10 protein-coding genes are annotated in these 11,599 nt (G+C 71.6%); 2 read left to right on the forward strand and 8 right to left on the reverse strand.

Going from position 1 to position 11,599, the window contains the following annotated elements:
• Positions 1-149: 149 nt before the first annotated feature.
• Complete coding sequence (locus tag MFF61_RS20330) at positions 150-857, reverse strand: tetratricopeptide repeat protein (RefSeq protein ID WP_238237496.1); 708 nt, start codon at positions 855-857, stop codon at positions 150-152.
• A gap of 108 nt (positions 858-965) precedes the next feature.
• The gene (locus MFF61_RS20335; RefSeq protein ID WP_238237498.1) at positions 966-1,559 is read right to left on the reverse strand and encodes an NnrU family protein; all 594 of its coding nucleotides are present in this window, start codon (positions 1,557-1,559) and stop codon (positions 966-968) included.
• Positions 1,560-1,686: 127 nt separating this feature from the next.
• Between MFF61_RS20335 and MFF61_RS20340 the strand changes: the two genes are divergently transcribed.
• Positions 1,687-2,856, forward strand: a complete 1,170-nt coding sequence (locus tag MFF61_RS20340) for a hypothetical protein (RefSeq protein WP_238237501.1) — start codon at positions 1,687-1,689, stop codon at positions 2,854-2,856.
• Between the two features lie 306 nt (positions 2,857-3,162).
• Entirely contained in the window at positions 3,163-3,858 is a 696-nt protein-coding gene (locus tag MFF61_RS20345) for a hypothetical protein (protein WP_238237502.1), read from the forward strand.
• Here the strand turns inward: MFF61_RS20345 and MFF61_RS20350 are convergent.
• The 6 genes from MFF61_RS20350 to nusA all read right to left on the reverse strand — a co-directional run bounded on the left by MFF61_RS20350 (position 3,833) and on the right by nusA (position 11,447).
• On the reverse strand, positions 3,833-4,303 hold the full coding sequence (locus tag MFF61_RS20350; protein ID WP_238237503.1) for an acyl-CoA thioesterase: 471 nt from the start codon (positions 4,301-4,303) through the stop codon (positions 3,833-3,835). The genes MFF61_RS20345 and MFF61_RS20350 overlap by 26 nt on opposite strands.
• The gene (truB, locus tag MFF61_RS20355) at positions 4,296-5,300 is read right to left on the reverse strand and encodes a tRNA pseudouridine(55) synthase TruB (RefSeq protein ID WP_373324773.1); all 1,005 of its coding nucleotides are present in this window, start codon (positions 5,298-5,300) and stop codon (positions 4,296-4,298) included. The genes MFF61_RS20350 and truB overlap by 8 nt, the downstream gene beginning before the upstream one ends.
• Before the next feature lie 112 nt (positions 5,301-5,412).
• The gene (rbfA, locus tag MFF61_RS20360) at positions 5,413-5,820 is read right to left on the reverse strand and encodes a 30S ribosome-binding factor RbfA (protein ID WP_238237504.1); all 408 of its coding nucleotides are present in this window, start codon (positions 5,818-5,820) and stop codon (positions 5,413-5,415) included.
• A 143-nt stretch (positions 5,821-5,963) separates the two neighbouring features.
• Entirely contained in the window at positions 5,964-8,843 is a 2,880-nt protein-coding gene (gene infB, locus MFF61_RS20365; protein ID WP_238237505.1) for a translation initiation factor IF-2, read from the reverse strand.
• 113 nt (positions 8,844-8,956) lie between these two features.
• Entirely contained in the window at positions 8,957-9,733 is a 777-nt protein-coding gene (locus MFF61_RS20370) for an RNA-binding protein (RefSeq protein WP_238237506.1), read from the reverse strand.
• A 103-nt stretch (positions 9,734-9,836) separates the two neighbouring features.
• Positions 9,837-11,447, reverse strand: a complete 1,611-nt coding sequence (gene nusA, locus MFF61_RS20375; protein WP_238237507.1) for a transcription termination factor NusA — start codon at positions 11,445-11,447, stop codon at positions 9,837-9,839.
• Between the last annotated feature and the right edge of the window lie 152 nt (positions 11,448-11,599).

Genomic DNA, 11,599 nt, shown 5'->3' on the forward strand with positions numbered 1-11,599 from the left:
TCGTCGAACGCCGCAGGGCCGCGCGGGGTGCCGGCGGCCCTCTTCGGATGGGATTGAGCCGATGCGTACCCCGCGGCGCAAGGGGGTGTCGGCGAGGAACGGCGTCAGCAGATTCGGCACCGGTCGTTCGCGACCGGCGGAATGATGTTCTAGCGCGACGCCTCCGGCGGCGCCGCGGGCGGCGCGGGCGGCGCCTCGCTCACCTGCACGGGGCCGCCCGCCACCAGCGCGACGTAGATCTCCAGGCGCTGGCGCAGGCCCTGCGGGGTCTCGCGGTCGGCGGCGATCTGGTCGAACCAGCGGCCGGCGCCCTCGAAGTCGCCCTTGCGCATCGCCGTGAGGCCGAGCATCTCGCGGGCGGTGTGGCGGAAGGCGCTGGTGGGCGCGGCCAGGCCCTGGAGGCTGTTCAGCGCCTCCGGGTCCTCGGCGTCGAGGCGCAGCAGGGCCGCCCGCAGGCGGGCGAGGTCGCGCAGGCTCGCTCCCACGGAGGAATCGCCGGCGATGGCCGCGTAGGCCTTCGCGCCGGCCGCCGGGTCGGCCTTGCCGGCCTCCGCGGCGGCGCGCAGCCGCGCCAGCAGCCGGTAGCCGCCCGGCGCCTCCCCGGCGAGGGTCTCGAAGGCCTTCTCGGCCGCCTGCGGTCCGCCCTCCTTGGCGGCGCGCACCGCGGCGTCGAAGCGCTGGCTCGCCGCCTCGGCCTGGACGGTCTGCGCGTGCTGCCAGTAGCGCCAGCCGCCGACGCCGAGCACGATGAGCACCGCAAGCCCGATGAACACGCCGCTGTAGCGCGTCCAGACCTGCGCCGCCCGGTCACGACGGTATTCCTCGTTGACCTCGCGGATGAACTCGTCGTCCTTCATCGGGTGCTTGCTCGCCGGAATCGTGCCGCGCGCGCCCGCGACAGGGCGGCCCGCGTAGCACAGTCGGGGGCGGATGGCGAGGCTGCGGGCTTCGGGCGGAGCTTGGCCTCAGGCTTGGCCCGGCCAGACCGCGACGCCGATCAGCCAGGGGTGGAGCACCCGGGCGAACAGGAACCACGTCACGACACCGATGCCGACCGCGAGCGCGTCGTTGCGCCAGCCGGCCGGAGCCGCGGCCGGTCCCGCATGGGCCTTCACCTCGTCGCGCCGCTTGATGCTGATGCGGGCCGCCACCGCCCAGGCCAGAAAGGCCCCGAACAGCAGGATGGAGCCGAGGTCGCCGTTGGCGAGGAGGTGGGCGGTGGCCCAGAGCTTCACGCCGACCAGCATCGGGTGCTTCAGCCGGCTCTTGATCCGCCCCGGCAGGTAGGCGGCCGCGAAGGCCACGAAGGCGAGGAGCACGAGGAGCAGCGCGAGATGGCGCGTCCAGACCGGCGGCGACCAGACCTCCACGTAGGCGTTCGCCCGGTACTGGCCGTAGCCGAGCCCGAGCACGACCAGACCTGCGAGCGAGAGCAGCGTGTAGCCGATCTTGTAGGGCCCCTCCCCCACCCGCGCGATCAGCCGGGCGCGGGGGCCGCGCAGCATGGTGAAGGCGTGGGTGCCGAGAAACAGCACGAGGCCGACGAGGAGGAGCGTCATGGGCGGATCACCGGCGAGGGCAGGTCGGTTTCGCGGGAGGATGCTGCGCCGGGGCTGAGTCGGCGGTCCGCGCAAGCAAGCGGCAATCAATTCTGGGCAGGCTTCCGGCCCCTGTCCAGGTTCGCCGATGCGCCGTCCCCGTCTCGCCGCTCTCGTCTGGGTCGCGGCCCTCCTCGCCCCGGGTCCCGCGCCCGCCCAGGGCGATCCGCCGCTCTCGGCCCTGACCCTGGTCGGGCCGGCGCAGCCCGTGTTCCGGGCCGCCCACGACGCCTGCGACGGGCACGACGTGCCCGACGCCCCGGCCCGCGCCTTCCGGGATGCCGGCGGCGGGCTCGTTCTGTTCGGCCTGCACTACCGCAACCGGGCGCTGCGGGGCCCCGATTTCGACCGCCTGCGGCTCGACTGCCGGGTGGTGCTGGAATCCGGGCTCGACCCCGACCCCGCCCGCTACGACGACCGCACCTGGATCACCGCCACCTGGACCGAGGACGGCCGCAGCGTCGCGGGGCTCCTCCACCACGAGTATCACGGCGAGGCGCATCCCGGCCGCTGCATCGCCACCACGATGATGGCCTGCTGGTACAACACCGTGCTGGCGGCGCGCTCCACCGATGGGGGCGCGCGCTTCGCGCGGGCCGCGCCCCCCGTCGTGGTGGCCGGCGCGCCCTTCCGCCAGGAGGTGGACCAGGGCCGCCACCGCGGCTTCTTCAACCCCTCGAACATCGTGCGCGAGGGGCGCCACTGGTACTTTCTCGCCGCCACCACCGGCTGGGCCGGCCAGCCGCACGGGGTCTGCGTCTTCCGCTCGGACGACGCGGGCGATCCCGGCCGCTGGCGCGCCCATGACGGCCAGGGCTTCACGCTCGCCTACGCGGATCCCTACCGCAAGGGCGCGAAACCCTCCGGCGCCTGCCGGCCGGTCGGGCCGTTCCCCGGCCCGGTGGGCTCGGTGAGCCGCCACCGCGGCACGGGCGCCTGGATCGCGGTGTTCCAGGCCGCGGCGGGCGGCGTGTTTCCGCGCTCGGGCTTCTACTGGACCACCTCGCGCGACCTGATGACCTGGGACACGCCCCGCCTGCTGCTCGCCGGAGCGACGCTCTACGACGATTACTGCAAGGCGGGCGGCGGCCTGATCAGCTACCCGTCGCTCATCGACCGCGACGCCAAGGGCCGCAACTTCGACGACGTGGGCGACAGCGCCGAGCTCTACTACGCGACGCTGCCGGTGACGGGCTGCACGGTGACGGGCGAGCGCGACCTCGTGCGCCGGCCGGTGGCGATCAAGGTCTGGCCGTAGAAGCATCCGGCCACATCACCGGCCGCAAGATAACGAAGGGAGACGACACTTTATGCGCCCATCTACCGATGGCTGCCCTGCCGACCGATCGTATACATTCTGAATATTGATACTGCCTGCGCTCCACATCGGGACATCGTCGCACACTATCCAGGCCTTCGCTCCCGGTCACGAGCTCGATATTTTCCTGACGCCCGCCCGACACTTGCAGGATCCAAGACGAGAGGGCATTGCAGTTTTCGGTTCATGGCTTGTGCCGGCCCCCACCGCCCTGCCAAAGTACTGCATGCCACGCGAATGAGGGTCATGATCGTGTCTCTTGGCGACAAGATGAACTCTGATACGTCAGATCTGACCTTCGAGCAGAGGCTATCTCTCTACGAGAATTTTCGCTCTTATGTGAGACATGAGGATGGCTTAATCAATAACAGAATGACGTGGCTTCTGTCGATTCATGGCTTCCTGTACGCGACTTACGGCTTCACCATTCAGAAAAGACTAGAGGTGACGGAGAAGATCACGCCCACACTCGCGCAAGGCAAATCCGTCTGGAACCAGCCCTTCAGAGAACACATCTACTTGAGATGCGAGCAACTGCCAGCCCTGCTTCTCCAGCTAGAAATCTTCCTAATCGTACTATCTTTGGTAGGACTCGCAATCAGCGTCGCCGCCTACGTCTCGATCGACGCCGCGACCAAGGCGCTATTCAACCTAAGAGAGATTTTCTCAAAGAACGACTCCTTTAAGCCGACGTCATCCCCCGATCAACTACTCGAATTATCTTTCAAAACCGGACGAGCGACCGCTTTTCTTCCCGGACTTGCGGGAGGAGGATTGCAACAGAGCGTCCGCAAGGGGCGCTATTCATCGGTCATCATTCCGATCTTGATGGCGTTCAGTTGGCTGATCATCCTCACCCTATCGACTCTGAATATCGCAGCCGCCTGGAGCACGGATTATCGATGCATCATGCCGCTCATCGCGAGCTGGGTCGGTCGATAGCGTTCTCTCGAATCAGCAGCCGCTCGGCCGCCGCCCGCGCCGTGCCCTCCAGCGGACGCGGCCGGCGGGTCGCGGTGTCGATGAGGACGCAGGTCGCCTCCGCCTCGCCCGCAAGAACCTCCCCGCACAGGATGCGATTGCGAAAACCCATCGAGCTGCGCCCGAGCCGCGCGAGCCAGGTCGCGGTGCGCACGCTGCCGGGGAAGTGGAGTTCGGCCCGGTAGTCGATGACGAAGCGGGCGATCACCAGCATGCTGCCGGGCGGCAGGGCCGGGGTGATGTGGCGGGCGAAGAACTGCACCCGCCCGCTCTCGCAGAAGGCCGCGAAGACCGCGTTGTTGACGTGGCCGTTGGCGTCGGTGTCGCGGTAGCGCAGGACGTCGTCCGTCCAGAGCACCCGCGGATCGTCGGCGAGCGCCGACGGGTCGGTCGCCGGATCAGCCATTCCGCGCCGCCGTGCCGCCGAGGTGGAAGACCCGGTGCGGCACGAGTTCGCCGCGCTCGATGTCGCCCACCGCCACCAGCACGCCCCCGCAGGTGGCGTAGGCCTTGCCCGCCACCGGCGCGTCGCGCCCGCGCAGGATGACCGGCTGGCCGCGCATCAGGCGCAGCGCCATGTCGCGCGAGACCGGCACGCAGGGCACGGCGTCGAGGGCCGTCTCCACCGGGCGCAGCACCGCCGGGTTCGGCTCGCTCTGGGCCGCCTCCAGCGCCCCGATGGTGCAGGACTGGTCCTCCGCGAAGGGGCCGACCCGGGTGCGCCGCAGCGCCGAGACGTGGCCGAGGCAGCCGAGCGCCCGGCCGAGGTCGCGGGCGATCGCCCGCACGTAGGTGCCCTTGCCGCACTCGGCCTCGATGACCGTGCGGTCCTCGGAATGGGCCACCACCGCGAGCCGGTCGATCTGCACCGGCCGGGCCACGAGGTCGACCACCTCGCCGTCGCGGGCGAGATCGTAGGCGCGCTCGCCCTGGATCTTGATCGCCGAGTAGCGCGGCGGCACCTGCTCGATCGCGCCGACGAAGCGCGGCAGCAGCGCCTCCACGTCCTCGCGGGTCGGGCGCGCCTCCGAGGTCGCGACCGGGCGGCCCTCGGCGTCGTCCGTGTCGGTCTCGACGCCCCAGGTCACCGTGAACACGTAGGCCTTGCGGCCGTCCATCACGAAGGGGACGGTCTTGGTCGCCTCGCCGAGCGCGATCGGCAGGATGCCCGAGGCCAGCGGGTCGAGGGTGCCGGCATGCCCCGCCTTCTTGGCGTTGAGCGCGCGCTTGACCGCCGCGACCGCGTGGGTCGAGGTCATGCCCACGCCCTTGTCGAGGATCACCCAGCCGCTGATCTCGCGGCGCTTGGGCCGGTCGCCGGCCGGACGCCCGCGCCCGCGCGGCGGGCGCGCCTCCCGGGGTGGGGCCGGCGCGCGTTCGGCAGGCTGGTCCTCGTGCATCATCGTCTCGCGTTCCCACACCCAGGGGTGACGGCCATCCGGGGCCTCTCCGTGCCCGGGCCGCCGCCCCGTTCAGATCAATTCACGGCAGAGCCGGCCGGTTCGGCCGAGGCCCCTACTCCTCGGCGTCGGAATCCGGCGCGAGGTCGCGCTGGACCTTGTCGCTGCGCAGGAGCGCATCGATGCGCGCGGCCTCGTCGAAGGTCTCGTCGCGGCGGAAGCGCAGGTCGGGGGCGAACTTCAGGTTCACCCGCCGGGCCACCTCCTGGCGCAGGGCCTTGCGGTTGCGCTCCAGCGCCTCGATCACGCCGGTCTCGTCGCGCCCGCCGAGCGGCATCACGTAGGCGGTGGCGAGCTTCAGGTCCGGCGACATGCGGACCTCCGGCACCGTGATGACGTGCTGGCTCAGCACGGGATCCTGCAGGTCGCCGCGGCTCAGCACCTCCGCGATGGCGTGGCGCACGAGTTCGGCCACGCGCTGCTGGCGCTGCGAGGGGCCGGTGGATTCGGTCGGTTTGCGCACGTTCTCTCTCCGGGCCCGGCCCCGGGCGCACGGGCGCGGGACTCAGGCCTGAACCGACGAGCCCGAGGCGGTCGACGCCTCGGGCTCGGCAGATGCGGGGGCCGCCCGGCGTGAGGCGGCCGAACGGCTTCGGGGGCGGCAGCTCAGAGCGTCCGCCGCTCCTCGTGGACGATGTAGCACTCGATCACGTCCCGGACGCGCATGTCCTGGTAGTTCTCGAAGGCCATGCCGCATTCCTGGCCGGCCGAGACCTCGCGGGCGTCGTCCTTGAAGCGCTTGAGCTGCGAGAGCTTGCCCTCGTGGACCACCACGTTGTCCCGGATGAGCCGGACATGGGCGCCGCGCTCGACGCGGCCGTCCTCGACGCGGCAGCCCGCGATCTTGCCGACCTTCGAGACGTTGAAGATCTCGAGGATCCTGGCCTCGCCCAGGCGCTCCTCGCGGAGCGTCGGAGGCAGCAGGCCCGACATCGCCGCCTTCACGTCATCCACGAGGTCGTAGATGATGTTGTAGTAGCGGATCTCGACGCCGGCCCGCTCGGCGGCCTCGCGGGCCTCCTTGTGGGCGCGGACATTGAAGCCGATCACCACCGCGCCCGAGGCCTGGGCCAGCGTGATGTCGGATTCGGTGATGCCGCCCACGCCCGCGTGCAGGATGCGGGCCGCGACCTCGTCGTTGCCGAGTTTTTCCAGCGCGCCGCCGATGGCCTCGACCGAGCCCTGCACGTCGCCCTTGACGACGAGCGGGAACTCCTTGCGGCCGGCGCCCTCCTTGAGGTCGCGCATCATGTCCATCAGCGAGCGTCCGGCGCCGGTGCCGGCGGCGGCCGCGCGCTCGCGCTTCTGGCGCGCCCGGTACTCGGTGATCTCGCGGGCACGGGCCTCGTTCTCGACCACGGCCACGCGGTCGCCCGCCTCCGGGGTCCCGTTGAAGCCCAGCACCTCCACCGGAACCGAGGGGCCGGCTTCCTTGGTGCTGCGTCCGGTATCGTCGATGAGGGCGCGCACGCGGCCCCACTCGGCCCCGGCCACCACGATGTCGCCCGTGTGCAGGGTGCCGCGCTCGACGAGGACGGTCGCCACCGGACCGCGGCCGCGGTCGAGCTTGGCTTCGATCACCGTACCTTCCGCCGAACGGTCGGGATTGGCGCGCAGATTGAGGATCTCGGCCTGCAGCGCGAGACCCTCCAGCAGGTCCTCGAGGCCCTGCCTCGTCTTGGCCGAGACCTCGAATTCGAGGGTCTCGCCGCCCATCGATTCCACCTGCACGTCGTACTGGAGGAGTTCGGTGCGCACCCGCTGCGGGTTGGCATCGGGCTTGTCGACCTTGTTGATCGCCACGATCAGCGGCACCTCGGCCGCCTTGGCGTGCGCGATCGCCTCGATCGTCTGGGGCATGACGCCATCATCGGCCGCCACCACCAGCACCACGATGTCGGTCACCTTGGCGCCGCGGGCGCGCATGGAGGTGAAGGCCGCGTGGCCGGGGGTGTCGATGAAGGTGATCTTGCCGCCGGACGGCGAGGTCACCTGGTAGGCGCCGATGTGCTGCGTGATGCCGCCCGCCTCGCCCTCGACGACGTTGGCGTTGCGGATGGCGTCGAGCAGCGAGGTCTTGCCGTGGTCGACGTGGCCCATGATGGTCACGACGGGCGGGCGCGGCTGGGTGTCCTCGTCGGTGTCGGGCTCGTCGAACAGGCCCTCCTCGACGTCGGACTCCGCCACGCGGCGCACCGTATGGCCGAGTTCCTCGGCGATGAGCTGCGCCGTGTCCGAATCGATCACGTCGGTGATCTTGTGGATCTGGCCCTGCTTCATGAGCATGCGGATCACGTCGACCGCGCGCTCGCTCATGCGGTTGGCGAGTTCCTGGATGGTGATCGTCTCCGGGATCACCACGTCGCGCGACAGCTTCTCCTTCTGCTCCATCTGGCGATGGCCGGTCAGGCGCTGGGTGCGGCGGCGGAACGAGGCGAGCGAGCGGGTGCGCTCCTCCTCGCCGGAGGTCGCGGTGGCGATGGTGAGGCGGCCGCGGTTGCGGTCGCCGCCGGGCGACTTCGGGGTCTTGGGCGGCGTGATGATCTTGAGCGGCATGCCGGGCCGCCGGATCACCCGCTTGGTGTCCTCCTCCTCCGTGGCGGCTGCGGCCGGGCGGCCGGTGGCCGGGCGCGCGGTCGCAGCGCCGGGCGCCGCCTTGGCGGCGGTCGCCGCGGCGGGCTTCGGCTCGGGCTGCGGCTCGGGCTTGGGCGCGGGACGCGCCATGAAGTTCAGGTCGCGGGGCTTGCGCGCATCCGCGGTGATCACGCGGCGCGGCTCGGCCGGGGCGGGGCGAGGCGCGGCGGGACGGGGCGCGGCCGGGCGCGGTGCGGCCGGGCTGGCGGCAGCCGGCCGCGCGGCGGGGGCCGGCGTCTGCGCCTGTGGCTGTGCCGGGGCGGCGGGGGCCGCAGGCGCCGCGGGCGCGGCCGTTGGCGCGGCGGCCGCGGAGCGGGCCGCCTCCTCGTTCATGCGGCGCTCGGCCTCCTCGGCAGCGCGGCGCTTGCGCGCGTCCTCCTGGCGGCGGCGCTCGTCCTCCTCGCGCTTGCGGGCCTCGGCGGCCTCGCGCTCGCGGATCTCGGCGGCCTCGCGCTCGGCCCGGCGGCGCGCCTCGTCGGCGGCGCGGCGGCGCTCGTCCTCCTCGCGGCGGCGGGCATCCGCCAGGGCGTTCAGGCGGGCGCTCTGCTCCTGATCGCTCAGGGTGCGCAGCACCACGCCCGAGCGCGCCGGGGCCTGGCGCGGCTCGGGGGCGCGGGGCGCCGCGGCGGCCGGGCGGCTCGGAGCCGCCGGCGCGGGAGCCGTCTCCTTCGGGGCTGCCGGCGCGGGGGCGCCGATGACGCGACGCTTGACCGTCTCGACCACCACCGACTTCGAGCGGCCGTGGGAGAAGCTCTGGCGCACCACGCCCTGCTCGATCGGACGCTTCATCGAGAGCGTCTTGGCAGGACCCGCGTGCAGCGTCTTGTCGCCCGGATTCTTCGTCTCACTCATTCAGTTCAGACCCTGGGGGTTCTCGATCGTCCCGGGATCCGGCCTCCCGGAGGCCGCCTCCCACCTGCATCCCGGGAGCGGGCCGACCAGGCCGATCCCTGCCATTCACTCAATCACCGGCCTTCCGGGGGCCGGTCACAAACACCGTCGCATCCGCCTGGACTGTTGTCCGGGAGCGCCGCGTCGGCGCCGCTTGGCGCCGGTCCGACTTCCCCGGGCATCGCCGCCACGCCGCGAAAGGCGCGGAGCCGACGCCAACGCGCGAGCAAGCCGGCAGTGCCGGCTCCCGCGACGAGGGCAGCGTGTATCACATGATCCCGGCCCAAGGCCATGTCCAATTCTTCGCTGGACATGTCGTCCACCACCGGGATTCCCGATATGGCATCGCCGTAGCGGCGGCGCAATGTCTGGGCGAGCTTGCGCCGCCCGTCCTGGCTCGCGTCGCTCGCGTGCACGAGGGCGGCGACACCCGCGCGGCTCTCCACCGCGCTCTCCACCTTGGTGAAGCCCGTGACGACGCAGCCCGCCTTGTTGGCGAGCGCCAGCGCCTGACGCAGGTCGTGCCGCAGCGCCGTCTCGATCACATCCGCGAGATCGGGGCCGGCGACCGCATGCTTCGCCTTGAAGGCGCGCTGGAACAGGCGGCGGCGCACGGCCTCGGCGACCGCCGCGCGCGTCGCCGTGACCCAGGCGCCCCGGCCCGGCAGGCGGGCCTTGAGGTCGGGCACCACGGTCCCGTCCGGGCCGAGCGCGAAGCGGATCAGCCCCGACGGATTGCGCGACTCGCGCGTGACGAGGCAGGTGCGCTCCGCCTGCGCCCGGCCGCGCCCGATCCCGGCATCGAGGATGTCGGGCGGCAGATCGTCGGCAGGGGCCTCGGTGGACGGCATCGGGTCGGGAGCACGGGCGAGAGTGACGGGGTGGAACGATCGACGCGGACATCCCCCCGTCCGCACGGGCGAGGGGATCCCGCGCTACGCCGCGGCGAGAGGATCAGGTCGGCTGGCCCTCGGCCTCCTCCAGGGCCTGCTCGTCCTCGGCGGGCGCCTCGGGCGGGGCCTCGATCCAGCCCGCGCGGACGCGGGCCGCGACGATCATCGCCTCCGCCTCGGCGCGGGAGAGATCGAACCCGTCGAGGTAGCCGGCATGGCGCACGGCCTCCGGCCCGCGCCCCTCGGTGTAGCCCACGAGGTCGTCGGTGGCGCAGCCCGCCAGATCCTCGATGGTCCTCACCTCGTTCTCGCCGAGCGCCACCAGCATCGGGGTGGTGATGCCGTCGATCTCGCGCAGCTCGTCCTCCACGCCGAGTTCGCGACGACGCGCGTCGTTCTCGGCCTCGATGCGGGCGAGATATTCCTGGGCGCGGTTCTGGATCTCGGCGCCGGTCTCCTCGTCGAGACCCTGGATGTTGGCGATGTCGGCCGGCTCGACATAGGCGATCTCCTCCACCGAGCGGAACCCTTCCGCCGCGAGGAGCTGGCCCACGGTCTCGTCGACGTCGAGCGCCTCCATGAAGGCGTTGGTGCGCTCGACGAACTCCTTCTGGCGGCGCTCCGATTCCTCGGCCTCGGTCAGGATGTCGATGTCCCAGCCGGTGAGCTGCGAGGCGAGCCGTACGTTCTGGCCGCGCCGGCCGATGGCCAGCGAGAGCTGGTCGTCGGGCACCACGACCTCGATGCGGTCGGCCTCCTCGTCGAGCACCACCTTGACCACCTCGGCGGGCTGGAGGGCGTTGACGATGAAGGTGGCCTGGTCCTGCGACCAGGGGATGATGTCGATCTTCTCGCCCTGCAGCTCGCCCACCACCGCCTGGACGCGCGAGCCGCGCATGCCCACGCAGGCGCCGACCGGGTCGATGGAGGAATCGCGCGAGATCACGGCGATCTTGGCGCGCGAGCCGGGATCGCGGGCCACCGCCTTCACCTCGACGATGCCGTCGTAGATCTCTGGCACCTCCTGGGCGAAGAGCTTGGCCATGAACTGCGGGTGCGAGCGCGAGAGGAAGATCTGCGGCCCGCGCACCTCGCGGCGCACGTCGAACAGGTAGGAGCGGATGCGGTCGCCCGGCCGGAAGGTCTCGCGCGGGATGCCCTCGTCCCGGCGCACGATGCCCTCGCCGCGGCCGAGATCGACGATGACGTTGCCGTACTCGACGCGCTTCACGAGGCCGTTCACGACCTCGCCGATGCGGTCCTTGTACTCCTCGTACTGGCGGTCGCGCTCGGCGTCGCGGACCTTCTGGACGATGACCTGCTTGGCCGACTGGGCGGCGACGCGGCCGAAATCGAAGGGCGGCAGGGTGTCGGCGATCACGTCCCCGACCTGGGCGGCCGGGTTGTGGCGGCGCGCGGTCTCGAGGTCGATCTCGCGGGCGTCGTTCTCGACCTGATCGACGACGAGCAGGTGGCGCGACAGGCGCAGCGCGCCGGTGCGGGGATCGATCTCGGCGTGGACGTCGGTCTCGGCGCCGTAGCGGGAGCGGGCGGCCTTGGCGATGGCCTCCTCCATCGCCCCGATCACGATCGAGCGGTCGATCACCTTCTCGCGGGCGACGGCGTCGGCGATCTGCAGGAGCTCGAGCCGGTTGGCGCTGACGACGGCCATGGGTGCAATCCTTCCCTCTTCCTTGGCGGCCGCGCCAGCGGCGCGGCCATGATGCGCGGTGTCCGGTGCCGGGCGGGGCCCGGTCATGATCCTCTGCGGCTAAGCAGACTTGCGGTGGCAAGCCACCGCTTCGTCCGCTTAGGTTCTTGTTT

Origin of the sequence: Methylobacterium isbiliense (assembly GCF_022179325.1) — a bacterium.
GTDB lineage: Bacteria > Pseudomonadota > Alphaproteobacteria > Rhizobiales > Beijerinckiaceae > Methylobacterium > Methylobacterium isbiliense.

Coding starts and splice junctions, on each gene's coding strand:
- truB (WP_373324773.1), bottom strand. CDS start 5,300: ATGATGCACGAGGACCAGCCTGCCGAACGCGCGCCGGCCCCACCCCGG.
- MFF61_RS20335 (WP_238237498.1), bottom strand. CDS start 1,559: ATGACGCTCCTCCTCGTCGGCCTCGTGCTGTTTCTCGGCACCCACGCC.
- nusA (WP_238237507.1), bottom strand. CDS start 11,447: ATGGCCGTCGTCAGCGCCAACCGGCTCGAGCTCCTGCAGATCGCCGAC.
- MFF61_RS20345 (WP_238237502.1), top strand. CDS start 3,163: ATGATCGTGTCTCTTGGCGACAAGATGAACTCTGATACGTCAGATCTG.
- MFF61_RS20330 (WP_238237496.1), bottom strand. CDS start 857: ATGAAGGACGACGAGTTCATCCGCGAGGTCAACGAGGAATACCGTCGT.
- infB (WP_238237505.1), bottom strand. CDS start 8,843: ATGAGTGAGACGAAGAATCCGGGCGACAAGACGCTGCACGCGGGTCCT.
- MFF61_RS20370 (WP_238237506.1), bottom strand. CDS start 9,733: ATGCCGTCCACCGAGGCCCCTGCCGACGATCTGCCGCCCGACATCCTC.
- MFF61_RS20350 (WP_238237503.1), bottom strand. CDS start 4,303: ATGGCTGATCCGGCGACCGACCCGTCGGCGCTCGCCGACGATCCGCGG.
- MFF61_RS20340 (WP_238237501.1), top strand. CDS start 1,687: ATGCGCCGTCCCCGTCTCGCCGCTCTCGTCTGGGTCGCGGCCCTCCTC.